The organism is Streptomyces sp. NPDC004327 (assembly GCF_042873935.1).
GTDB lineage: Bacteria > Actinomycetota > Actinomycetes > Streptomycetales > Streptomycetaceae > Streptomyces.
This window is the reverse complement of record NZ_JBIAME010000011.1, coordinates 261,007-283,287: the sequence shown is the minus strand read 5'-3', so window position 1 is coordinate 283,287 and position 22,281 is coordinate 261,007. Positions and strand designations below refer to the sequence as shown.

Below are 22,281 nucleotides of genomic sequence, written 5' to 3'. Positions count from 1 at the left end.
GGGAGTGCTGATGTACGGGGGTCTTGCGGGATGAGACGTGTCCTGAGACGAATGCGTCACGTCACATGCCGGGGGAGCAGTGCAGAAAGGTCACTTCTGGCGCTTGTAGAACGGCAGTGCGACGACCTCGTACGGCTCGTGGGTGCCGCGGATGTCGACGCCGACGCCCTCGGTGCCGGGCGCGGCGAAGGCCGCGTCGACGTAGGCCATGGCGATCGGCTTGCCCAGGGTCGGGGACGGGGCGCCGGAGGTGATCTCGCCGACGACCTCGCCGCCCGCGACGACGGACATGCCGGCGCGCGGGACGCGGCGGCCCGTGGCGATGAGGCCGACGAGCTTGCGCGGCGGGGCGGACTCGGCGCGCTCGGCGGCCTTCTCCAGGGCCTCGCGGCCGACGAAGCGGCCCTCGTTCGTGGTCTTCTCGAACTTGACGACCCGGCCCAGGCCCGCGTCGAACGGGGTGAGCGCGGTGGTCAGCTCGTGGCCGTACAGCGGCATGCCCGCCTCCAGGCGGAGCGTGTCACGGCAGGACAGGCCGCACGGGATCAGGCCGACGTCCTTGCCCGCCTCGGTCAGCGCCTGCCACACGCCCTCGGCGTGCTCCGGCTTCAGGAACAGCTCGAAGCCGTCCTCGCCGGTGTAGCCGGTGCGGGCGATCAGCGCGGGGACGCCGGCGACCGTGCCGGGCAGGCCCGCGTAGTACTTCAGGCCGTCCAGGTCGGCGTCGGTGAGCGACTTCAGGATGCCGGGGGACTCCGGGCCCTGCACGGCGATCAGGGCGTAGGCGTCGCGGTCGTCGCGGACCTCGGCGTCGAATCCTTCGGAGCGGGCCACCAGGGCGTCGAGGACGACCTGGGCGTTGGAGGCGTTGGCGACGACCATGTACTCCGTCTCGCCGAGGCGGTAGACGATCAGGTCGTCGAGGATGCCGCCGTCCTCCTGGCAGATCATCGTGTAGCGCGCGCGGCCGTTGCCCACGGTGGAGATGTTGCCGACCAGCGCGTAGTCCAGGAGCTCCACGGCCTGCGGGCCGGTGACCGTGATCTCGCCCATGTGGGAGAGGTCGAAGAGGCCGGCCTGGTTGCGGACGGCGTTGTGCTCGTCGCGCTCGCTGCCGTAGCGCAGCGGCATGTCCCAGCCGGCGAAGTCGGTCATGGTCGCGCCCAGCGAACGATGCAGCGCATCGAGGGCGGTCAGGCGGGGGGCAGTGCTCATGGGGTGGCTCCCGGGTCCCAGGGCGTGCAGGGCACGACGTACATGACGGTGAGGACGTTCCTCCCCATCTGTCATGGAACCTGAGAGGTTCACCGAGGGCATCCTCGGCTTGCACCTTGGGTGGGGCCGCGACGACGCGGCCCGCTTTTCAGATCTGCCTCATCCACGCGGTACGGGGCCTGAGAGATTCAAGGGAGGTGCTTGCTCCTTCGGCGCCCGGGTGCACGAGGTGCCCCGGGACTCTCCCGCGCGGATTCGAGCGGCCGGTATGCGGTTGTGCGCGCTCGTGCGAGCGCGTGGCGCGCTCATCATTGCACGGCGGGTCCGCGCGGCAAATCGCTTGCGTCTCATTACCGTTTCTTTACACTTCGTGGGCAGAGGTGTCCGCAGGACCCGACGGGGGGAGCGAGCGATGACGATCCGGCGCACCGGTGCCTACGCCACGAGCGCCGGCATACCGGCCGTGCGCACCCGCCGCCGGGTGCGCCGCGGCCGGCTCCTGCGCGACCTGCGCGAGCGCGGCGGCCACAGCCCGCGCGTGCTCAGCTTCGCCGCCGGCGACATCGTCGTGGTCTCCGGGCTGCCGGGCGCCGGCAAGTCCACGCTGATGGGCCGCGCCGCCGACGGCCGGGCCGTCGACTCCCAGCACACCCGCGAGCGCTGGGAGGCCCGGCTGCCCCGCTTCCTGCCGTACGCCCTCTACCGCCCGCTCGCCCGCCTCGCCCACTACGCCGGCCTGCGCCGGGTGCTGCGCTCCGGCGCCGGCGTGGTCGTCCACGACTGCGGCACCCAGTCCTGGGTGCGCGGCTGGCTCGCCCGCGCGGCCCGGCGGCGCGGCGCCGGGCTGCACCTGATCCTGCTCGACGTCGACCCCGGCCTCGCCCTCGCCGGCCAGCGCTCCCGCGGCCGCGGCGTCTCCGGCTACGCCTTCGCCCGGCACCGCCGCGCCGTCGGCCGGCTGGTCCGCACCGCCGAGGCGGGCGCCCTGCCACCGGGCTGCGCCTCGGTCACCCTGCTCGACCGGGACGCCGCCGACGCCCTGCGGAAGATCGCCTTCCGGGAGCTGTGAGCGGCCGGGAGGGGCGGTGGGGGAGGACCGTGACGGGGCGGGCAGTGACGAACCACGCACCCCTTTCGGTCACACGGGCACGGACACGCCGTTAAGGTGCTGGACGCAGCCGCAGCCGGAGAAGGGGACGACGACAGCGTGGACGTGATGTGGCCGGGCAATGAGCTCGAGGAAGTACTGGCCGCCTCGCTCGGCAACGCCGCCGCCGGAGGCCGCCTGGTCGAGGTCCTCGGCCGCAGCGCCGTCTGGGTGCCCCTGCCCAACGGCGGCGGCCCCGACAGCCCCGACCTCGACCTGCCCACCCTGGAGCTCGACGGCGCGCCCTACGTGCCCGTCTTCAGCTCCGAGCGGGAGTTCCGCAGCAGCGTCGGCGACCACATGTCGTTCACCGTCGCCCCCGCCGTCGAGTTCGCCCGCGGCCTGCCCCCGCAGCTCGGCATCGCCGTGAACCCCGGCGGCACCGTCGGCGTCCCGCTGCCCCCGCCCGCCGTAGCCGAGCTCTGCCGGGCCGGCCGCACCGAGCTCGACGGCCCCGCCGCCGGCGGCCGGGTGCGGCTCTTCGAGCCCGACTGGCAGGACGACCCGGTCGACTTCCTCGCCGCCGCCTCCGCCGAGTTCGAGGCCACCGGCGTCGTCGCCACCGCCCGCCGCGCCCTCGCCAGCGTCGAGGGCACCGAACCGGCCCTCTTCGTCGGCGTCCAGCTGCTCGGCGGCGCCGGCGACCTGGCCGTCCCGCTCGACGCCCTCGGCCGCGCCCTCGGCCGGGTCGAGGTCGCCTGGCCGGTCAACCTCATCCTGCTCGACGTGGCCCAGGACCCGGTCGGCGACTGGATGCTGGAGAAGGTGCGCCCCTTCTTCCAGCGCGCCGCCGTGTGACAGACCCCCTGTCTAAGCTGAACTCAGTCAAGCGGGCCGTACAACGAGCCGTACAACAAGCCGTACAACAAGAGGGGCGGGACCCAGGGTGAGCGCGTCAGGCACCGCTGCGACCGGACAGGTCGAGCACATGCTGCGCCAGGTGGCACCCGGGCGGCACGACGCCTACGAGCAGCTGCTGCACGCCCTGGCCGGCTCCGAGGTCCGGATGCTGCTCTGGCAGGGCACCGCCGGCTCGCCCGACGCCCAGTACGGCAACATGCAGGTCGACGGCCACGGGTACGCGCCCTGCGTCACCTCCGCGCAGGAGCTCGCCGCCTCCGGCTGGACCCGCGCCCACGAGCTCGTCTCCGGCCTGGAGATCGCCCGCGCCCTCTACCCCGACCGCTGGGGCATCTGGCTGAATCCGCACGCCCCCGGCGGCGGCGTCGGCATCCCCTGGGCCGATCTGCGCCGCATCGCCACCGGCCTCGACCGGATGCCCGCGGGCCCGCTGCGGCTCTCCGAACCCGCGCTGGAGATCCCGCAGTTCTACGCGCTGCTCACGCAGAACGCGCACCGCACCCCGGCCGTCCGCTCGCTGCGCCGCGCCTGGGTGCAGCCCGCGCTCGGCTCCCCGTACCTCGCCATCGGCCTCGACCTGTACGACTCCTCGGCCGCGTCCGTCGAGGCCGTGCGGGCGATGATGCACCAGACGGTCGCCGCCGTCCCCGACGGCCTGCCCGTCTCCACGGTGGCCATGTCCGACACGTACGACCCGGTCGCGATGTGGCTGTACGCCCACTCCCGTCCGTTCTACGACCGCGACGCGCACGCCGCCCCCGCGGCGCCGCCCTCGTCCGGCTACGGCTACCCCCCGACCGCCCCGCGCGCCTACTGAAACGTCCGTTTCAGGCCTTCCTGTCGCCCCAATTCCCATCGGCGCGACAGGACTTGAGCGAGATGCCCGATCTGGCCGAATAGCGGCCGAGATGGTCCGCTCACACGATCACGACGTCCGGATAACGGAAGACACCGAACCGCATCACGGTTGCGCAAACATTCCCCATCAGGTCTGGCGGGTGATCGCGGACACATTGAAGACTCCCCGGAACACCGGGCGTTCGGCTGTACGAGGCCGGTGCCCTGCAGTTGTTCCACCGAGCCGCTACCCGCGGCGGGCAAGGGCCGGCGACCCGGCGGCCGAGAGGGGTCCTCACCACGATGACGGCACCACTGCACGAGACGAGTGCGGCCGAGAGCGCCGATGCCGTCGACGCCGTGCCCGGCGCGCCGGCCAAGGCGATCGAGGGCCGTTCCCCCTGGCAGATCGCCTGGATGCGACTCAAGAAGGACAAGCTCGCCCTCGCCGGCGGCTTCGTCGTCCTGTTCCTGATCCTCGTCGCGCTCTGCGCCCCGCTGATCGTCGGTCTGCTCGGCCACCCGCCGGACCAGTTCCACGAGGACCAGATCGACCCGCTGTTCGGCACGCCGATCGGCAGCTACGGCGGCATCAGCGGCGACTTCCTGCTCGGCGTCGAGCCGGTCAACGGCCGTGACGTCTTCAGCCGGATCATCTACGGCGCCCAGATCTCGCTGCTCGTCGCCTTCGCCGCCGCCCTCTTCGCGGTCGCCCTCGGCACGATCCTCGGCATCGTCGCCGGCTACTTCGGCGGCTGGGTCGACGCCGCGCTCAGCCGCGTCATGGACGTCATGCTGGCCTTCCCGCAGCTGCTCTTCACCATCGCGCTGGTCTCCGTGCTGCCGAACTCGCTGTTCGGCCTGGAGGGTTCGGGGGTCCGCATCCTCGCCCTGGTCGTCGTGATCGGCTTCTTCGGCTGGCCGTACGTGGGCCGCATCGTCCGCGGCCAGACGCTCTCCCTGCGCAACCGCGAGTACGTCGAGGCCGCCCAGTCGCTCGGCGCCGGCCGGTTCTACATCCTGCGCAAGGAACTGCTGCCGAACCTGATCGCCCCGATCATGGTCTACGCGACCCTGATGATCCCGACCAACATCCTCACCGAAGCGGCCCTCAGCTTCCTCGGTGCCGGCGTCAAGGCGCCCACCTCCTCGTGGGGCCAGATGCTGTCGACGGCGATCACCACCTACGAGTCCGACCCGCTGTTCATGATCTTCCCGGGCCTGGCGATCTTCATCACCGTGCTTGCGTTCAACCTCTTCGGCGACGGCGTGCGTGACGCGCTCGACCCGAAGGGCTCCCGCTGACCGTACGCCGCTCCCCCGCAAGACCAGCCCCTGCCGCTGTCGACAGGAGGCACATCCCCCAACGGCGGACCACCGCAAGACGGCCGCCACTACTTCGGAGGTTGCACGACATGGCTCTGAACGGCTCCCAGAGGCGCAGAATCGCCGCGGGTGCGCTGCTCGCGGCGGCCACGATGGTCGCCACCACCGCCTGTGGCGGCGGCAACGGCAGCGGTGGCGACAAGGGCAAGGGCGGCGCGCCCGGCTTCAACGCGGGTGTGAACCAGATTGCCAGCCCCTCCGACAAGAAGGGCGGCGAGCTGAAGTTCATCGCCTCCCAGGAGGCCGACAGCTGGGACCCGGCGCGCACCTACACGGGCTTCGTCTTCGACTTCGCGCGCTACTACACGCGTCAGCTGGTCACCTACAAGCCCGTCCCCGGTTCCGGCTCCACCGAGCTGGTCGGCGACCTCGCCACCGACACCGGCAAGATCTCCGCCGACGGTCTGACCTACACCTTCACGCTGAAGGACGGGGTCACGTGGGAGGACGGCAAGCCGATCACCTCCAAGGACCTCAAGTACGGCATCGAGCGCACCTGGGCCCAGGACGTCATCTCCGGCGGCCCGATCTACATGCAGCAGATGCTCGACCCGAAGAAGACCTACGCGGGTCCGTACAAGGACACCACCCCGGACAAGCTCGGCCTGAGCTCCATCCAGACGCCGGACGACAAGACCATCGTCTTCAAGCTGCCGGTCGCCAACGGTGACTTCCTGCAGATGCTGGCGCTGCCGATGGCCTCGCCGGTCCGCCAGGACAAGGACACCAAGGCCCAGTACGGCCTGAAGCCGTTCTCCTCCGGCCCGTACAAGTGGGACTCGTACACCCCGAACAAGTCGCTGAAGCTCGTCCGCAACGACAAGTGGGACGCCAAGTCGGACTCGGTCCGCAAGGCCCTGCCGGACAAGATCAGCGTCACGTTCACCACGAACGCCGACGACATGGACAACCGTCTGGTCGAGGGCGAGTACGACCTCGACCTCAACGCGACCGGTGTCGGCGCCGCTGCTCGCCAGAAGGTGCTGCAGCAGCACAAGGAGAACGTCGACAACCCGCAGACCGGCTTCATCCGGTACGCGGCGTTCCCGCAGACGGTCATCCCGAACATCGAGTGCCGCAAGGCCATCATCTACGCGGCCGACTCCAAGTCGCTGCAGACCGCCCGTGGCGGCCCGCAGGCCGGTGGCGACATCGCCCCCAACATGCTTCCGCCGGCCATCAAGGGCGCCGACCCCAAGGCCGACCCGTACGGCAAGCTCTCCGGCGCCCCGGACCTGGCCAAGGCCAAGGACGCGCTGAAGAAGTGCGGCAAGCCGAACGGCTTCAAGACCACGATCGCGGTCCGCAACAACAAGAAGATCGAGATCGCCACCGCCGAGTCGCTGCAGAACTCGCTGAAGGCCGTCGGCATCGACGCCCAGATCGACGCCTACGACGGCGCCCAGTCCTCCGGCATCATCGGCTCGCCGAAGGTCGTCAAGGACAAGGGCTACGGCATCATCATCATGGGCTGGGCCGCCGACTTCCCGACCGGCCAGGGTTTCCTGCAGCCGCTCGTGGACGGCCGCTTCATCCTGCAGTCCGGCAACAACAACTTCTCCGAGCTGAACGACCCGGCCATCAACGGCCTGTTCGACAAGGCGCTGAAGGAGACCGACCCGACCAAGGCCGGCGAGTTCTACAAGCAGATCAACGCCAAGGTCTCGGACGCCGCGGTCTACCTGCCGTTCACCAACGAGAAGAACATCATCTGGCGCAGCTCGCGACTGACCAACGTCTACACGGCCGACGCGTTCAACGGCCGCTACGACTACGCGTCCATCGGCGTCGTCAAGTAATCCCACTCAACTCGCTCCAACGGCGCACCCGCCGCTAGGCCCGAAGGGCAGGTGAGGGCCGTGCGCGGCGGCCGGGGGATCCGATCGGATCCCCCGGCCGCCGACCGGCCGACCGCATGCTTGCATACATAATCCGACGGCTCTTCGCCGTCGTCGTGATGCTGCTCGTCGTCACCCTGGTGACGCTCAGCATCTTCTTCCTCATCCCCAAGATGACCGGCAGCGACCCTGCCGCGATGTTCGTCGGCAAGCAGGCGGATCCGGCCTCCATCGAGGGCATCCGGCAGAAGCTGGGCCTCGGTGACCCGATCCTGGTGCAGTTCTGGCACTTCGTCTCGGGCATCTTCGTCGGCCGCGACTACGTCGGCGGCGGCGACAGCATCCACTGTGCGGCGCCCTGCTTCGGCTACTCGTTCCGCACCGACCAGGACGTGTCGTCGATGCTCGTCGACGCCTTCCCGGTCACCCTCTCCATGGTCATCGGCGCCGCGGTGCTGTGGCTCGTCATGGGTGTGGCCACCGGTGTCGTCTCCGCGCTCAAGCGGGGCACGATCATCGACCGGGCCGCGATGATCACGGCGCTCGCCGGCGTCTCGCTCCCCATCTTCTTCACCGCCATGCTGGCGATGCTCGTCTTCCGCACCCAGCTGGGCTGGCTCGACGCCACCTACGTGCCGATCACCGAGTCCTTCGGCGGCTGGTTCGGCGGCCTGCTGCTGCCCTGGGTGACGCTCGCCTTCCTGTACGCGGCGATGTACGCGCGGCTCACCCGCGCCACCATGCTGGAGGTCCTGGGCGAGGACTACATCCGCACCGCCCGCGCCAAGGGCCTCCCGGAGCCGGTCGTGCTCGGCAAGCACGCCATGCGCTCCACCATGACCCCGATCCTGACGATCTTCGGCATGGACCTCGGCGCCCTCGTCGGCGGCGCGATCCTCACCGAGACCGCGTTCAACCTCAAGGGGCTCGGCGGCCTCGCCATCAAGGGCGTGAGCGAGCGCGACCTGCCGATCATCATGGCGGTCACCCTCATCACCGCCGCCTGCGTCGTCCTCGCGAACCTCGTGGTCGACCTGCTGTACGCCGTGATCGACCCCCGAGTGAGGCTCGCATGACCGACAAGCTCACGAAGACCGGCGCGGCCGTGGGAGAGCCGGTCGCCTCCGGTGAGAACGCCCCGTCGAACGCCTTCCTCGACGTCCGCGACCTGAAGATCCACTTCCCGACCGACGACGGCCTGGTCAAGTCCGTCGACGGCCTCAGCTTCCAGCTGGAGAAGGGCAAGACCCTCGGCATCGTCGGCGAGTCCGGCTCCGGCAAGTCGGTCACCTCGCTCGGCATCATGGGCCTGCACACCGTCGGCCAGTACGGCCGGCAGAAGGCCCGGATCTCCGGCGAGATCTGGCTGAACGGGCGCGAGCTGCTCACGGCGAACCCGGACGAGGTCCGCCGGATGCGCGGCCGCGAGATGGCGATGATCTTCCAGGACCCGCTGTCCGCGATGCACCCGTACTACACGGTCGGCAACCAGATCGTGGAGGCGTACCGCGTCCACAACGACGTCGACAAGAAGACCGCCCGCAAGCGCGCCGTCGAACTCCTCGACCGGGTCGGCATCCCCGAGCCGGCCAAGCGCTTCGACAACTACCCGCACGAGTTCTCCGGCGGCATGCGCCAGCGCGCGATGATCGCGATGGCGCTGGTCAACAACCCCGAGCTGCTCATCGCGGACGAGCCGACCACCGCGCTCGACGTGACCGTCCAGGCCCAGATCCTCGACCTGATCCGGGACCTGCAGAAGGAGTTCGGCTCCGCGGTCATCATCATCACGCACGACCTCGGCGTGGTCGCCGAGATCGCCGACGACATCCTCGTGATGTACGGCGGCCGCTGCGTGGAGCGCGGCTCGGCCGAGGACGTCTTCTACGAGCCGAAGCACCCCTACACCTGGGGCCTGCTCGGCTCCATGCCGCGCATCGACCGCGAGCAGACCGAGCGGCTCATCCCGGTCAAGGGCAACCCGCCGAGCCTGATCAACGTCCCCGACGGCTGCGCCTTCAACCCGCGCTGCCCGTACGCGGACGTGCCCAAGGGCGGCATCACCCGGACCGTGCGCCCCGAGCTGGCCCAGTCCGCGGACGGCAGCCGGCACTTCTCCGCCTGCCACATGTCGCAGGAGGAGCGGACCCGGATCTGGACCGAAGAGATTGCGCCGAAGCTGTGAGCGACACCAAGGGCAAGAACGAGGGCGAGAACGCGATGGAACCCCTCCTCAAGGTGACGGGCCTGCAGAAGCACTTCCCCATCAGGAAGGGCCTGCTGCAGCGCCAGACCGGCGCGGTCAAGGCGGTCGACGGCATCGACTTCGAGGTCTACCCCGGTGAGACCCTCGGCGTCGTCGGCGAGTCCGGCTGCGGCAAGTCGACGATGGGCCGGCTCATCACCCGGCTCCTCGAACCGACCGACGGCCGGATCGAGTTCGAGGGCACGGACATCTCCCACCTCGGCGTGGCCAAGATGCGTCCGCTGCGCCGCGACATCCAGATGATCTTCCAGGACCCGTACGGCTCGCTGAACCCGCGCCACACGGTCGGCACGATCATCTCGGCCCCCTTCCAGCTCCAGGGCGTCGTGCCCGAGGGCGGCGTGAAGAAGGAGGTCCAGCGGCTGCTCGGGCTCGTCGGCCTCAACCCGGAGCACTACAACCGTTACCCGCACGAGTTCTCCGGCGGCCAGCGCCAGCGCATCGGCATCGCCCGCGCGCTCGCCCTCAAGCCGAAGCTCGTGGTCGCGGACGAGCCCGTCTCCGCCCTGGACGTCTCCATCCAGGCGCAGGTCGTCAACCTCCTGGACGACCTCCAGGAGGAGCTGGGCCTCACGTACGTGATCATCGCGCACGACCTGTCGGTCATCCGGCACGTCTCCGACCGCATCGCGGTCATGTACCTGGGCAAGGTCGTCGAGCTCGCCGACCGCAAGTCCCTGTACGAGTCGCCGATGCACCCGTACACCCGCGCGCTGATGTCCGCGGTGCCGATCCCGGACCCGCGCCGCCGGGGCCAGAAGACCGACCGCATCCTGCTCACCGGTGACGTCCCGTCCCCGATCGCCCCGCCGTCCGGCTGCCGCTTCCACACCCGCTGCTGGAAGGCGACCGAGGTCTGCAAGACCCAGGAGCCCCCGCTCCTGGAGCTCCGTCCGGGCCAGCGCGTGGCGTGCCACCACCCGGAGAACGCGGAGGGCGTGACGGTGCCGGCGGCGCGTCAGTCGGTGGAGGTCACGATCACGAAGAAGCCCGAGGGCGAACCCGAGGGCGAGCCGGCGGAGACGTCGGCGTCGGCGGAGACCTCGGTGGAGACGCCGGCGGACAAGCCGGCGGCGAAGGCGGAGCAGAAGCCGGCCGCGGCGCCCGAGGCCGCGGAGGCCGCCGAGGAGTCCTCGGCGGAGGCTCCGGCGGAGTCGCCCGAGGCGTGAGCCGTGAGCGAGGCCCCCGCCGCCCCACCCGGGTGGCGGGGGCCTCGCGTCATGACGCGCCCGGGACAACCGGGACAATGGGGCGGTGTTCCACGAACTGTTCAACCCGTCGGTCCAACACGCCCTGGACCTCGTCGGCATCTTCGTCTTCGCGATCTCCGGCGCCCTGCTCGCCGTCCGCAAGAACTTCGACGTCTTCGGCATCGCCGTCCTCGCCGAGGTCACGGCCCTCGGCGGCGGCCTCTTCCGTGACCTGGTCATCGGCGCCGTGCCGCCGGCCGCCTTCACCGACCTCGGCTACTTCCTGATGCCGCTGGTCGCCTCGGTGCTGGTCTTCTTCCTCCACCCGGAGGTCGAGCGCACCCAGACGGCCGTCAACGTCTTCGACGCGGCCGGCCTGGGCCTGTTCTGCGTGACCGGCACGACCAAGGCGTACGACTACGGGCTCGGCCTCACCTCCTCCGCGGTGCTCGGCCTCGCCACGGCCGTCGGCGGCGGTGTGCTGCGCGACGTGCTGGCCAACGAGGTGCCGTCGCTGCTCCGCTGGGACCGCGACCTGTACGCGGTGCCGGCGATCGTGGGCGCGACGATCGTCGTCCTCGCCATCCGCTTCGACGCGCTCAACGGATTCACGAGCGGCGTGGCCGTGCTGACCGCGTTCGCGCTGCGGCTGCTCGCCATGCGTTACCACTGGCGGGCGCCGCGCGCCTGGAACCGCCGGTCGAGTGCCCGCGAGGAGATGGAGACGGGTGTCGGGGGCGGTGGCGCCGGCGGGGCAGGAAAAGCTACCGCTTAGTAGCTGAATCCTGTACGGTCCCGGATATGAGCACGAGCAGCATCGAGACGACGAGCGAGTTCGACCGCGACACCGCCGTCACCCTCCGCGAACCCGGCGTCTACGACGCCGAGCTGTCCGCCGGCTGGACGATCATCCAGGCCGTCAACGGCGGCTACCTCCTGGCGCTTCTCGGCCGCGCGCTCGGCCACCACCTGCCGCACCCGGACCCGTTCACGATCTCGGCGCACTACCTGACGCCGTCCGTGCCGGGCCCCGCGGTCATCCGCACCGAGACGGTCCGCACCGGCCGCACGCTCTCCACCGGCCAGGCCTCCCTCTTCCAGTACGCGGAGGACGGCACCGAGGTCGAGCGCATCCGCGTGCTCGCCTCCTACGGCGACCTCGACGCGCTCCCGGACGACGTCCGCACCACCGCGACGCCGCCCGCCTTCGCCCCCGTCGAGCAGTGCTTCGGCACCTCCGACGGTCCGGCCCCGCAGATCCCGGGCTCGTCCGCCATCGCCGACCGCCTGGACCTCAAGCTCGACCCGGCCACCGTCGGCTGGGCGGTCGGCGCGCCGTCCGGCAAGGGCGAGATGCGCGCCTGGTTCGGCCTCGCGGACGGCCGCGAGCCCGACGCGCTCTCCCTGCTGCTCACCGTCGACGCCCTGCCGCCGACCTCCTTCGAGCTCGGCCTCAAGGGCTGGACCCCCACCGTCGAACTCACCACCCACATCCGCTGCCGCCCCGCCCCCGGCCCGCTCCGCGTCTCCATCACCACCCGCAACCTCGCGGGCGGCTTCCTGGAGGAGGACGCCGAGGTCTGGGACTCCGCCGACCGGCTCGTGGCACAGTCGCGACAGCTGGCACGGGCACCGCGGGGCTGACGCCGGCGGCTCCGACGGGAGCGGGGCCGCCCCGAAGGGGCGACGCCCCGGAGGCCCCCTCGGGGTCCCCGACGGGGCGACGCCCCACCGGACCCCGCCCCACCGGACCCCGCCCCACCATCGGGGCCCGTCCAACGGACCACGGCGGGGTTCCTGATGCGCCGGGCGCGGCCCCACCGGGGCCCGCCCCAAGGGCCACGGCGGGGTCCCTGATCCACCAGCCCCCGTCCCGCCGACCACGGCCGGGGTCCCCGATCCGCCGGACGCCCCCTACCGTGGCCCCGTGAAGTCCGACCGGCTGCTCTCCCTCCTCCTGCTGCTCCAGACCCGGGGCCTCGTCCCCGCCACCGAGCTCGCCGAGCGGCTCGACGTGTCCGTGCGCACCGTCTACCGGGACGTCGAGGCGCTGTCGGCCGCCGGGGTGCCCGTGTACGCGGAGCGGGGGCGGTACGGGGGGATCGCGTTGCTCGCCGGGTACCGGACCGACGTCACCGGGCTGACCGCCGACGAGTCGCGCGCGCTGTTCGTGCTCGCCGCGCAGGGCGCGCACACGGCGCTCGGGCTCGACCGGGCGCTCGGGTCCGCGCTGCGGAAGGTGATGGCCGCGCTGCCCGCACCGCACCGGCCCGCCGCCGAGCTGACGAGCCGGCGGATCCTCGTCGACCCGGACCGCTGGCGCGGCGGGCCGCGGCCGGACGTCGACCTGGACGTGCTGCACCGGGCCGTCTTCGCCGACCGGCGGCTCGCCCTGCGCTACCGGAGCAGCGGGGCGCCCGCCCCGAAGACGTACACGGCCGACCCGTACGGACTCGTCGTCAAGGCGGGCGTCTGGTACCTGGTCGCCGACCACGAGGCCGAGCCGCGCCTCTACCGCGCCGACCGCGTCCAGTACGCCGAACTCCTCGACGAACCCGTCCGCCGCCGCCCGGGCGTCGAACTCGCCGACGTGTGGGCGGTGCTGCGCGAGCGCGTCGAGCGGCGCCCGGCCGGCACCGCCGTCACCGCCCGGGTCCACCGCGACCGCTACGACCGCTTCCTGCGCCTGTACGCCGACCTCCTCGGCGCCCCGCCCCCGCCGCGCGCCACCGCCGACTGGACCACCGTCGAGCTGGCCGCCGGCGAACTCGGCGAGCTGCGCCCGCTGCTCGCCATGGGCGCCAGCCTGGAGATCCTCGCTCCGCCCGAGGCCCGCGCCTACCTGGCCGAGGTCGCCCGCGAGACGGTCGCGCGGTACGCCGGGACCCCACCGGCGGACGAGCCCGCCCACCCCGCCTCGTAGAATCGTTGCCACCATGGCTTACCTCGACCACGCCGCGACCACGCCCATGCTCCCGGAGGCGATCGAGGCGATGACCGCCCAGCTCGCCGTCACGGGCAACGCCTCCTCGCTGCACGCCGCCGGCAGACGCGCCCGGCGCACCGTCGAAGAGGCGCGCGAGACGCTCGCCGGCGCGCTCGGGGCGCGCCCCAGCGAGGTCGTGTTCACCTCCGGCGGCACCGAGGCGGACAACCTCGCCGTGAAGGGCCTGTACTGGTCCCGCCGGGCCGCCGACCCGCGCCGCACCCGCGTCCTGGCGAGCCCCGTGGAGCACCACGCGGTCCTCGACGCCGTCGACTGGCTGGCCGCCCACGAGGGCGCCACCGTCGAGTACCTGCCCGTGGACGCCTACGGCCGCGTGCACCCCGACGCCCTGCGCGAGGCCGTCGCCCGCGACCCGGACTCCGTCGCGCTCGCCACCGTCATGTGGGCGAACAACGAGATCGGCACCCTCATGCCGGTCCGCGAACTCGCCGACGTCGCCGCCGAGTTCGGCGTACCGCTGCACGCCGACGCGGTCCAGGCGTTCGGCCAGGTGCCGGTCGGCTTCGCCGACTCCGGCCTCGCCGCGATGACCGTCTCCGGCCACAAGATCGGCGGCCCGTACGGCATCGGCGCGCTGCTCCTCGGCCGCGAGTACACCCCGGTCCCCGTGCTGCACGGCGGCGGCCAGGAGCGCCACGTCCGCTCCGGCACGCTCGACGTGCCCGCCGTCGCCGCCTTCGCCGTCGCCGGCCGGCTCGCCGACGAGGGCCGCGAGGAGTTCGCCCGGACCGTCGGCGCGCTGCGCGACGAGCTCGTCACGGCCGTCCGCACCGCCGTCCCCGACGCCATCCTCGGCGGCGACCCGGTCGACCGGCTCCCCGCCAACGCGCACTTCAGCTTCCCCGGCTGCGAGGGCGACTCGCTGCTGCTGCTCCTCGACGCCGCCGGCATCGAGTGCTCCACGGGCTCCGCCTGCACCGCCGGCATCGCCCAGCCCAGCCACGTCCTCCTCGCCACCGGCGCCGACCCGGACCTGGCCCGCGGCACGCTGCGCTTCAGCCTCGGCCACACGTCGACGAAGGAGGACGTGACGGCCGTCGCGGAGGCGATCGGCCCGGCGGTCGAGCGGGCGCGGACCGCCGGCCTCAGCTGAGCGGCGGCGCCTGAGCCGGCGGGGTTCAGGCGGCTGCCGGGATCTTGGCGTGCCGGCCCGGCGGTCGAGCGGGCGCGGACCGCCGGCCTCAGCTGAGCGGCGGCGCCTGAGCCGGCGGGGTTCAGGCGGCTGCCGGGATCTTGGCGTGCCGGCCCGGCGGTCGAGCGGGCGGGGACGGCCGGCCTCGGCTGAGTGGCGGGGTCTGAGCCGGCGGGGCCTGAGCGCGCGCGGTTCAGGCGGCCGCCGGGATCTTCGCGCGCTCCTTCTTCACCAGCGCCATGTACCGGGGCCAGTCCCAGTGCGGCCCGGGGTCCGTGTGGTCGGTGCCCGGCACCTCCACGTGCCCGATGACGTGCTCCCGGTCCACGGGTATCCCGTACCGCGCGCATATGTCGGCCGTGAGCCGCGCCGAGGCCGCGTACATCGCCGGAGTGAAGTCCTGCGGCCGGTCGACGAAGCCCTCGTGCTCGATGCCGATGCTGCGCTCGTTCATGTCCCGGTTCCCGGCGTGGAAGGCCACGTCGAGCTCCCGGATCATCTGCGCGATGTGCCCGTCCTTGCGGACCACGTAGTGCGCGGCGGCCCCGTGCCCCGGGTCCTTGAAGACCCTCAGGGCGGTGTCGTAGCTGCCCTGGACGACATGGATCACGACCCGGTCGATCACGTAGTCGTCGGGGCGGTCGGCCCGCCGCCAGTTGTACCGGGACGCCGCCGTCCACTCGGCGCCCTTGTGGTCGAGCACGCCCTCGACGCGCTTGCGCTCGATGCCGGGCAGCCGCCAGTAGAGCCGCGCCAGCTCGTCGCGGGCGAGCGCGGCCGTGCCGACGACGGCGACCGCGCCGCCGATCAGGAACGCCCGCCGCCCGGGCGCCGCGCTCTTGCCCGACCCCCTGCCCTTGGCCGAGCCCTTGCCCTTGGGCGCGGTGCCTCTGAGCACATTGGTCTTGGCCAAGCCCTTCGCCTTGCCCTTGGCCCGGCCCGTGTTCTTCCCCTGCCCCGTTTTTCCCACGTGACCGAGAACGCTCACTCCCACGACCACGGTTCCCGGGCCCCGTACCCTGGTAGGGCTATGACTGAGACCTCGCCGCAGCGCCCCTCCGCCCGCCCCCTCCGGGTCCTCGCCGCCATGTCGGGCGGAGTGGACTCCGCCGTCGCCGCCGCCCGTGCCGCCGAGGCGGGCCACGACGTCACCGGTGTGCACCTGGCCCTCTCCGCGAACCCGCAGTCCTTCCGCACCGGAGCGCGGGGCTGTTGCACCATCGAGGACTCGCGCGACGCCCGGCGGGCCGCCGACGTCATCGGCATCCCGTTCTACGTGTGGGACCTCGCCGAGCGGTTCCGCGAGGACGTCGTCGACGACTTCGTCGCCGAGTACGAGGCCGGCCGCACGCCCAACCCGTGCCTGCGCTGCAACGAGAAGATCAAGTTCGCGGCGCTCCTCGACAAGGCGCTCGCCCTCGGCTTCGACGCCGTCTGCACCGGCCACTACGCCACCGTCGTGCTGCGCGAGGACGGCGGCCGCGAACTGCACCGGGCCTCCGACATGGCCAAGGACCAGTCGTACGTGCTCGGCGTGCTCGACGAGAAGCAGCTCGCCCACGCCATGTTCCCGCTCGGCGACACCCTCACCACCAAGGACGAGATCCGCGCGGAGGCGGAGCGGCGCGGCCTCGCCGTCGCCAAGAAGCCCGACAGCCACGACATCTGCTTCATCGCCGACGGCGACACCCAGGGCTTCCTCGCCAAGCATCTCGGCACGGCGGAGGGCGACATCGTCGACGAGTCCGGCGCGAAGGTGGGCAGCCACACCGGCGCGTACGGCTTCACCATCGGCCAGCGCAAGGGCCTGCGCATCGGGCACCCGGCGCCGGACGGCAAGCCGCGCTACGTCCTCGACATCTCGCCGGTGAACAACACCGTCACCGTCGGCCCCGCCGAGGCCCTCGACGTCACCGCCCTCACCGCCATCAAGCCCCGCTGGTGCGGCACCGCCCCCGACGGCCCCGGCCGCTACACGGCGCAGCTCCGCGCCCACGGCGACGAGACCCCGGTCAGCGCGGAGATGACGGACGGCGAACTGTCCGTCACCTTCGACGCGCCGGTCCGCGGCGTGGCCCCGGGCCAGGCGATCGTGCTCTACGACGGCACGCGCGTGGTCGGCTCGGCGACGATCGCGACGACGGTGCGGCGCACGGCCCAGCCGACCACTGCCTGAGGTCCCGGCCAGGATCCGCGTGAGGTCCCGGCCAGGATCCGCCTGAGGTCCCGCCGAGGATCCGCCTGAGGTCCCGCCGAGGATCCGCGTGAGGTCCCGGCCCGGGCCTCGCCGGAGATCCCGCCGAGGGCCTCGCCCAGGCCGCCGGAGACCCGTTCCGAGGCCCCGTCAGCCCCCCGCCTGCTCCTCCGCGTAGAAGTCGGCCAGGACCGGCGCGAGCACGTGCGGGGACACCTCGTGCGTCTGGCCGGTCAGGGTGCGGTGGCGGCCGCGCGGGACGGCCGCCGCGACCGTACGGGCCGCCCGCCGCGTCGAGGACGGGCTCGCGCCGCCGTCGACCACGAGAACGCGCGCGGGCACCCGGCCCAGCCGGACCGCGGCCCCTTCGCCGCCGACCGGGTAGGGCGGCTCGTACACCGACACCGGCCCGACCGGGACCCCGGCCGCCGCCGCGGCCAGGGCGAGCGCCCCGCCGGACGCCGTGCCGTGCACCGCCGCCGGGCCCGCCGGACCCGCCGCGCCCACCGCGTCGACGAGCGCCGCCAGATCGGCGATCTCCCGCTCCACCCGGCCGGCCCCGGGCCCGGTGCGCCGCTCGTACGCCACCACCGGGAACCGCTGCGCGAGCAGCCCGGCGAGCACCGAGTCGTTCCCGCCCGCCCCGCCGGCGCCGCCCACCAGGATCAGCGGCGGCCCCTCACCGAACCCGTACCTCTCGTACGCGATCCGCGTCCCGTCCTGCGCCGTGACCAGGCCCCTGGCCCGGCACGGCACGGTCTTCACCTCGTCCATGCCAGGACAGACCGGCGCCGCGCCCGGAACTCATCGCTCTCCGGCGGAACTTCCCGGAAAAACCCGGATGCCGGTGCCGGGCCGTACGGTGGAGACCATGAACATCTGCGTCTTCCTCTCCGCCGCCGACCTCGACGACCGCTACACCGTCCCCGCCCGCGACTTCGCGAACCGCCTCGGCAAGGCGGGCCACACCCTGGTCTGGGGCGGCTCCGACACCGGTCTGATGAAGGTCGTCGCCGACGGCGTCGAGGAGGCCGGCGGCCGGCTGGTCGGCGTCTCCGTCGACTTCCTCGCGGCCAAGGCCCGCCCGGTCGCCGACCAGATGGTCATCGCCCGCGACCTCGCCGAGCGCAAGGCCCTGCTGCTCGCCAAGTCCGACGCGATCGTCGTCATGGTCGGCGGCACCGGCACCCTCGACGAGGCCACCGAGATCCTGGAACTGAAGAAGCACGGCAAGCACGCCAAGCCCGTCGTCCTGCTCAACACGGCCGGCTTCTACGACGGCCTCAAGACCCAGTTCCGCCGCATGGAGGACGAGGGCTTCCTCCCGCTCCCGCTCACCGACCTCGTCTTCTTCGCGGACGACGGCGCGTCGGCGCTGGCCTACCTGGAGGAGACCGTCTCCGCCCGCGGCTGACGCCCCTCCCGCCGATGATGCGAGCATGGGGCCATGGCTACACATGTGATCACCGGAGCCGGCTCCGGCATCGGCGCCGCCGTCGCGCGGCGGCTGCACGCGCGCGGGGACGAGCTCGTGCTGCACGCGCGGAACGCGGCGCGGGCGAAGGAGCTGGTGGCGGAGTTCCCCGGCGCGCGGACGCTGGTCGGGGACCTGGCGGAGCCCGACAGGCTGTCGTGGGCGTTCTCGCACCAGACGCTGCCGGAGCGGGTGGACACCCTGCTGCACATCGCGGGCGTCGTCGACCTCGGACCGGTCGGCGAGCTGACGCCGAAGACCTGGCACCACCAGCTCGACGTCAACCTGGTCGCCCCGGCCGAGCTCACCCGGCACTTCCTGCCGCAGCTGCGCGTCTCCAAGGGCCATGTGCTGTTCGTGAACTCGGGCGCCGGGCTCAACGCGCACGCCGAGTGGGGCGCGTACGCCGCCTCCAAGCACGGACTCAAGGCGCTCGCCGACTCGCTGCGCCACGAGGAGCACGCCAACGGGGTGCGGGTGACGTCCGTGTACCCGGGGCGGACGGCCAGCCCCATGCAGGCCAAGGTGCACCAGCAGGAGGGCAAGGAGTACGACCCCGAGCGCTGGATCGACCCGGAGTCGGTGGCGACGACCATCGTCATGGCGATCGACCTGCCGCGTGACGCCGAGGTCAACGACCTGACCGTGCGCCCGGGACGCTGACCCGGGATGACGGGGGCGGGAGCGGGGCCCGGGGGCAACGCCGTGTCGGGCGGGAGGCACGGGACCGTCGTCCAGGCCGGGCACATCGAGCACCTCGTCGTGCACCAGGCCCCGCCGCCCGCCGACGAGGTCACCGTCGCCCCGCCCTTCGGACGGCGCGGCACCCCGCTCCGCGGCCGTGCGGAACTGCTCGCCCGGCTGTGCTCCGCCTCCGGCACGCACGTGCTGTACGGGCTCGGGGGCGTGGGCAAGACCAGCCTCGCCCTGGAGGTCGCCGACGTCCTCGCGCGGCGCGGCGCGCCCGTGTGGTGGGTGGCGGCCCAGGACGCCGGGCGGCTGGCGGGCGGGCTGCGGGCGGTGGCCCGCCGGGTCGGGGTCCGCGAGGACGAGCTGGCGAGCGGCCAGAGCGCCGACCTGTTGTGGGAACGCCTCGCCGCGTTGCCCGGGCCCTGGCTCCTCGTCCTCGACAACGCCGACGAGCTGGCGCTGCTCGACGGCCCGGGATCGCTCGCGGCCGGTACGGGCTGGGTCCGCGCGGCCCGCACCGGCGGCCTCGTCCTCGTCACCACCCGCGACGGCGACCCCGCCGCCTGGGGCACCGGCCCCGTCCTCCACCCCCTCGCCGCGCTGCCCGCCCCCGACGGCGCGCGCGTCCTCGGCGACCGCGCGGGCGAGACGGCCGGCCCCGCGACGGACGCCGAAGCGCTCGCCGAACGCCTTGGCGGCCTGCCCCTCGCCCTGGACAGCGCCGGCCGCTACCTGGCCTCGGTCGCCGAACGCCCGGCCTTCCTGCGGGCGCCCACCGAACCCGCCACCTACGCCGCCTACCTCGCCGCGCTGGGCGCCGGGGACGTCACCGTGGACGGCGACGGCACCCTCGCCCGGATCTGGTCCATGGCGCTGGGCCTCCTCCACGACCGCGGCCACACCCACGCTGAGGACCTGCTCCGGCTCCTCGCCGGGTTCGCCGACGCGCCGGTGCCGCTGCGGGTGTTCGCGCCGGAGCGGGTCGCGATCCCGCCGGGGGAGCTGTGGAGCTGTCTGCGGGCGCTGGACCGGCTGGGGCTCGCGGCGCTGCGGAGCGAGGGGGAGCCGGTGGTGACGGTGCATCCGCTGGTGCGGGACGCGTACCGCGGGGAGCGGGAGCGGTTGTCGGCGGAGTTGGCACGGGAGCTCGGCGACCCGGAGGACCGGCACCCGCTGTGGCCGCTGCTCGTCCCTCATCTGCTCGACGACCTCGGGCCGGAGGTCCCCGAGCGGACGTGGCGGGCGGCCGTGACCGCGATCAGCGTGCTGGATGTCCTGGGCCTGGTGCGGGAGGCGGCCGAGGCCGGCCGGACCGTGCGGGACGGTGCCGTCGGCGCGCTGCCGGAGCATCACCCCACGGCGCTCTTCGCCCGGCTGGGGCATGCCCGCGGCCTGCTGGCGGCGGGGCTGGCCGAGGAGGTGCTGCCGCTGCTCGACGGCCTGGCCGAGGAGTGCACGCGCGCCTTCGGCCCGGACGACAAGCTGACCCTGGTGGTCCGGAACGAGCGTGCCAACGCCCTGCACCTGGCCGGCGACGACGAGCGGGCCGCCGTGGAGAACGCGGAGGTGCTCGCCCTGCGCCTCGGCCTCTTCGGGCACGAGCACCCGATGACCCTGGCCACTCGTAACAACCTCGCCGTCAACCTGGCCGTTCTCGGACGGCACCGGGAGGCACTGACGGAGCTGGACGCCTTGCACGCGACGGAGATCCGGTTGCACGGCCCGGAGGATCTCCGCGTCCTCGTCACCCGCGAGAACCGGGCCTGCGTACTCCGAGACTTCGGCGACCCCGAGGCCGCCCGCCCGGAGCTCGAAGCCGTCCTGGCGGTCAGGCTCCGGCTCCTGCCCGCCGACCATCCGGAGACCCTGACGGCCCGTTCCAACCTCGCCACCGTCCTCGACCCGGCCTCCGCCGTCCCCGAGCTCACCGCCGTCCTCGAAGCCCGCAACCGCGTCCTCGGACCCGGCCACCCCGTCACCGTCGCCACCCGCGCGACCCTGGAGCGCACGGCACGTACGCTGCGTGGGTGAGCGACAAGACCAACTTCCCCTGGGCCCCCGCCACCGGCGTCGGCTCCCTCCCCGGCACCGACGCCCGCGAGGCCGCCAAGACCGTCACCGGCTCCTTCGAGGACTTCCCGTTCCTCGCCGAGCTGCCCGCCCGCGGGCCCGGCGCCGACATGATCGGGCGGACCACGGGGATGCTCGCCGAGCTGTACGCGCACGTGGAGCCGAGCGGGTGGCGGATCAGCGACCGGCCGGGGCGGGACACCCGGCGGGCGCGGTCGTGGCTGGGCGAGGACCTGGACGCGCTCGAGGAGTTCACGCAGGGGTACGAGGGCGCGCTGAAGGTGCAGGCGGTGGGACCGTGGACGCTCGCCGCCGCCCTTGAGCTGCACGGGGGAGAGGCGGCGCTGTCGGACGCCGGGGCCTGCCGGGACCTGGCCGCCTCGCTCGCGGAGGGGCTGCGCGGGCATCTGGCCGACGTGCGCAGGCGGGTGCCGGGGGCCAGGGTCGTGCTCCAGCTCGACGAGCCCTCGCTGACGTCCGTGCTCCTCGGCCGGATCCGTACCGCCAGCGGCTACCGCACCCACCGGGCCGTCGACCGGCAGGTGGTGGAGGCGGCCCTGCGGGAGGTGATCGCCGTGCACGACGGGCCCGTGGTCGTGCACTCGTGCGCGCCGGGGGTGCCGTTCGCGCTGCTGCGGCGGGCCGGCGCGGCCGGGGTGTCGTTCGACTTCTCGCTCCTCACCGAGCGTGACGAGGAGCCGATCGGGGAGGCCGTGGAGGCCGGGACCAAGCTCTTCGCCGGTGTGGTGCCGTCCACGGACCCGGTCGCGGGGGCATTGTCAGACCCGGGCGGTAGCGTCATGGGTGTCAGGACGCTGTGGCGCAGGCTGGGGCTGAATCCGGGGACTCTCGCCGAGTCCGTGGTGGTCACCCCCTCCTGCGGTCTCGCGGGTGCCTCGGGCGCGTACGCGCGCAAGGCCCTCGCGCAGTGTGTGCGGGCGGCGAAGTCGCTCGCGGACAACCCAGAGTGACCG

20 protein-coding genes and 1 riboswitch are annotated in these 22,281 nt (G+C 72.9%); of the genes, 17 read left to right on the top strand and 3 right to left on the bottom strand.

Annotation, left to right across the window (positions count from 1 at the left end; genetic code table 11):
• Positions 1 to 90: 90 nt before the first annotated feature.
• The gene (gcvT, locus tag ACFYU9_RS33000; RefSeq protein WP_389208764.1) at positions 91 to 1,215 is read right to left on the bottom strand and encodes a glycine cleavage system aminomethyltransferase GcvT; all 1,125 of its coding nucleotides are present in this window, start codon (positions 1,213 to 1,215) and stop codon (positions 91 to 93) included.
• A 158-nt stretch (positions 1,216 to 1,373) separates the two neighbouring features.
• A riboswitch (glycine riboswitch) is annotated at positions 1,374 to 1,473 on the bottom strand.
• A 154-nt stretch (positions 1,474 to 1,627) separates the two neighbouring features.
• Between gcvT and ACFYU9_RS32995 the strand changes: the two genes are divergently transcribed.
• The 12 genes from ACFYU9_RS32995 (at position 1,628) to ACFYU9_RS32940 (ending at position 14,840) form a co-directional block, all read left to right on the top strand.
• A complete protein-coding gene (locus ACFYU9_RS32995) occupies positions 1,628 to 2,284 on the top strand; it encodes an AAA family ATPase (RefSeq protein ID WP_389208766.1) in 657 nt (218 codons plus the stop codon).
• A gap of 147 nt (positions 2,285 to 2,431) precedes the next feature.
• The gene (locus tag ACFYU9_RS32990; protein WP_389209214.1) at positions 2,432 to 3,160 is read left to right on the top strand and encodes an enhanced serine sensitivity protein SseB; all 729 of its coding nucleotides are present in this window, start codon (positions 2,432 to 2,434) and stop codon (positions 3,158 to 3,160) included.
• Between the two features lie 88 nt (positions 3,161 to 3,248).
• Positions 3,249 to 4,040: an enhanced serine sensitivity protein SseB C-terminal domain-containing protein gene (locus ACFYU9_RS32985; RefSeq protein WP_389208768.1), complete on the top strand. Its 792-nt coding sequence runs from the start codon at positions 3,249 to 3,251 to the stop codon at positions 4,038 to 4,040.
• Between the two features lie 323 nt (positions 4,041 to 4,363).
• A complete protein-coding gene (locus tag ACFYU9_RS32980; RefSeq protein ID WP_389208770.1) occupies positions 4,364 to 5,365 on the top strand; it encodes an ABC transporter permease in 1,002 nt (333 codons plus the stop codon).
• Positions 5,366 to 5,475: 110 nt separating this feature from the next.
• Positions 5,476 to 7,245 (top strand): ABC transporter substrate-binding protein, encoded by a 1,770-nt coding sequence (locus tag ACFYU9_RS32975; RefSeq protein ID WP_389208772.1) that lies wholly within the window; start codon positions 5,476 to 5,478, stop codon positions 7,243 to 7,245.
• A 116-nt stretch (positions 7,246 to 7,361) separates the two neighbouring features.
• Positions 7,362 to 8,360, top strand: a complete 999-nt coding sequence (locus ACFYU9_RS32970) for an ABC transporter permease (protein WP_389208774.1) — start codon at positions 7,362 to 7,364, stop codon at positions 8,358 to 8,360.
• On the top strand, positions 8,357 to 9,469 hold the full coding sequence (locus tag ACFYU9_RS32965; protein WP_389208776.1) for an ABC transporter ATP-binding protein: 1,113 nt from the start codon (positions 8,357 to 8,359) through the stop codon (positions 9,467 to 9,469). The genes ACFYU9_RS32970 and ACFYU9_RS32965 overlap by 4 nt, the downstream gene beginning before the upstream one ends.
• A gap of 35 nt (positions 9,470 to 9,504) precedes the next feature.
• Positions 9,505 to 10,719, top strand: a complete 1,215-nt coding sequence (locus tag ACFYU9_RS32960; protein ID WP_389347280.1) for an ABC transporter ATP-binding protein — start codon at positions 9,505 to 9,507, stop codon at positions 10,717 to 10,719.
• 85 nt (positions 10,720 to 10,804) lie between these two features.
• Entirely contained in the window at positions 10,805 to 11,515 is a 711-nt protein-coding gene (locus tag ACFYU9_RS32955; RefSeq protein ID WP_389208778.1) for a trimeric intracellular cation channel family protein, read from the top strand.
• Positions 11,516 to 11,541: 26 nt separating this feature from the next.
• Positions 11,542 to 12,384: a thioesterase family protein gene (locus ACFYU9_RS32950; protein WP_389347270.1), complete on the top strand. Its 843-nt coding sequence runs from the start codon at positions 11,542 to 11,544 to the stop codon at positions 12,382 to 12,384.
• A gap of 283 nt (positions 12,385 to 12,667) precedes the next feature.
• On the top strand, positions 12,668 to 13,663 hold the full coding sequence (locus ACFYU9_RS32945; RefSeq protein ID WP_389208782.1) for a helix-turn-helix transcriptional regulator: 996 nt from the start codon (positions 12,668 to 12,670) through the stop codon (positions 13,661 to 13,663).
• A 13-nt stretch (positions 13,664 to 13,676) separates the two neighbouring features.
• Positions 13,677 to 14,840, top strand: a complete 1,164-nt coding sequence (locus ACFYU9_RS32940) for a cysteine desulfurase family protein (protein WP_389347268.1) — start codon at positions 13,677 to 13,679, stop codon at positions 14,838 to 14,840.
• A gap of 232 nt (positions 14,841 to 15,072) precedes the next feature.
• Here the strand turns inward: ACFYU9_RS32940 and ACFYU9_RS32935 are convergent, their stop codons facing one another.
• Positions 15,073 to 15,690, bottom strand: a complete 618-nt coding sequence (locus ACFYU9_RS32935) for an N-acetylmuramoyl-L-alanine amidase (protein WP_389209218.1) — start codon at positions 15,688 to 15,690, stop codon at positions 15,073 to 15,075.
• 219 nt (positions 15,691 to 15,909) lie between these two features.
• Here ACFYU9_RS32935 and mnmA point away from each other — a divergent pair, with 219 nt between their 5' ends.
• Entirely contained in the window at positions 15,910 to 17,055 is a 1,146-nt protein-coding gene (gene mnmA, locus ACFYU9_RS32930; protein ID WP_389347266.1) for a tRNA 2-thiouridine(34) synthase MnmA, read from the top strand.
• 168 nt (positions 17,056 to 17,223) lie between these two features.
• On the opposite strand, the gene ACFYU9_RS32925 is transcribed toward mnmA, so the two are convergent.
• On the bottom strand, positions 17,224 to 17,847 hold the full coding sequence (locus ACFYU9_RS32925) for an alpha/beta fold hydrolase (protein ID WP_389347264.1): 624 nt from the start codon (positions 17,845 to 17,847) through the stop codon (positions 17,224 to 17,226).
• 97 nt (positions 17,848 to 17,944) lie between these two features.
• On the opposite strand from ACFYU9_RS32925, the gene ACFYU9_RS32920 reads away from it, so the two are divergent.
• The 4 genes from ACFYU9_RS32920 to ACFYU9_RS32905 are packed head-to-tail and all read left to right on the top strand — an operon-like array spanning position 17,945 to position 22,278.
• Positions 17,945 to 18,487 (top strand): TIGR00730 family Rossman fold protein, encoded by a 543-nt coding sequence (locus tag ACFYU9_RS32920; protein ID WP_389347261.1) that lies wholly within the window; start codon positions 17,945 to 17,947, stop codon positions 18,485 to 18,487.
• 33 nt (positions 18,488 to 18,520) lie between these two features.
• Positions 18,521 to 19,210: an SDR family oxidoreductase gene (locus ACFYU9_RS32915; RefSeq protein ID WP_389208797.1), complete on the top strand. Its 690-nt coding sequence runs from the start codon at positions 18,521 to 18,523 to the stop codon at positions 19,208 to 19,210.
• A gap of 42 nt (positions 19,211 to 19,252) precedes the next feature.
• A complete protein-coding gene (locus tag ACFYU9_RS32910; RefSeq protein WP_389347260.1) occupies positions 19,253 to 21,268 on the top strand; it encodes a tetratricopeptide repeat protein in 2,016 nt (671 codons plus the stop codon).
• Positions 21,265 to 22,278, top strand: a complete 1,014-nt coding sequence (locus ACFYU9_RS32905; RefSeq protein ID WP_389208801.1) for a methionine synthase — start codon at positions 21,265 to 21,267, stop codon at positions 22,276 to 22,278. The genes ACFYU9_RS32910 and ACFYU9_RS32905 overlap by 4 nt, the downstream gene beginning before the upstream one ends.
• The last annotated feature ends 3 nt before the right edge of the window (positions 22,279 to 22,281 follow it).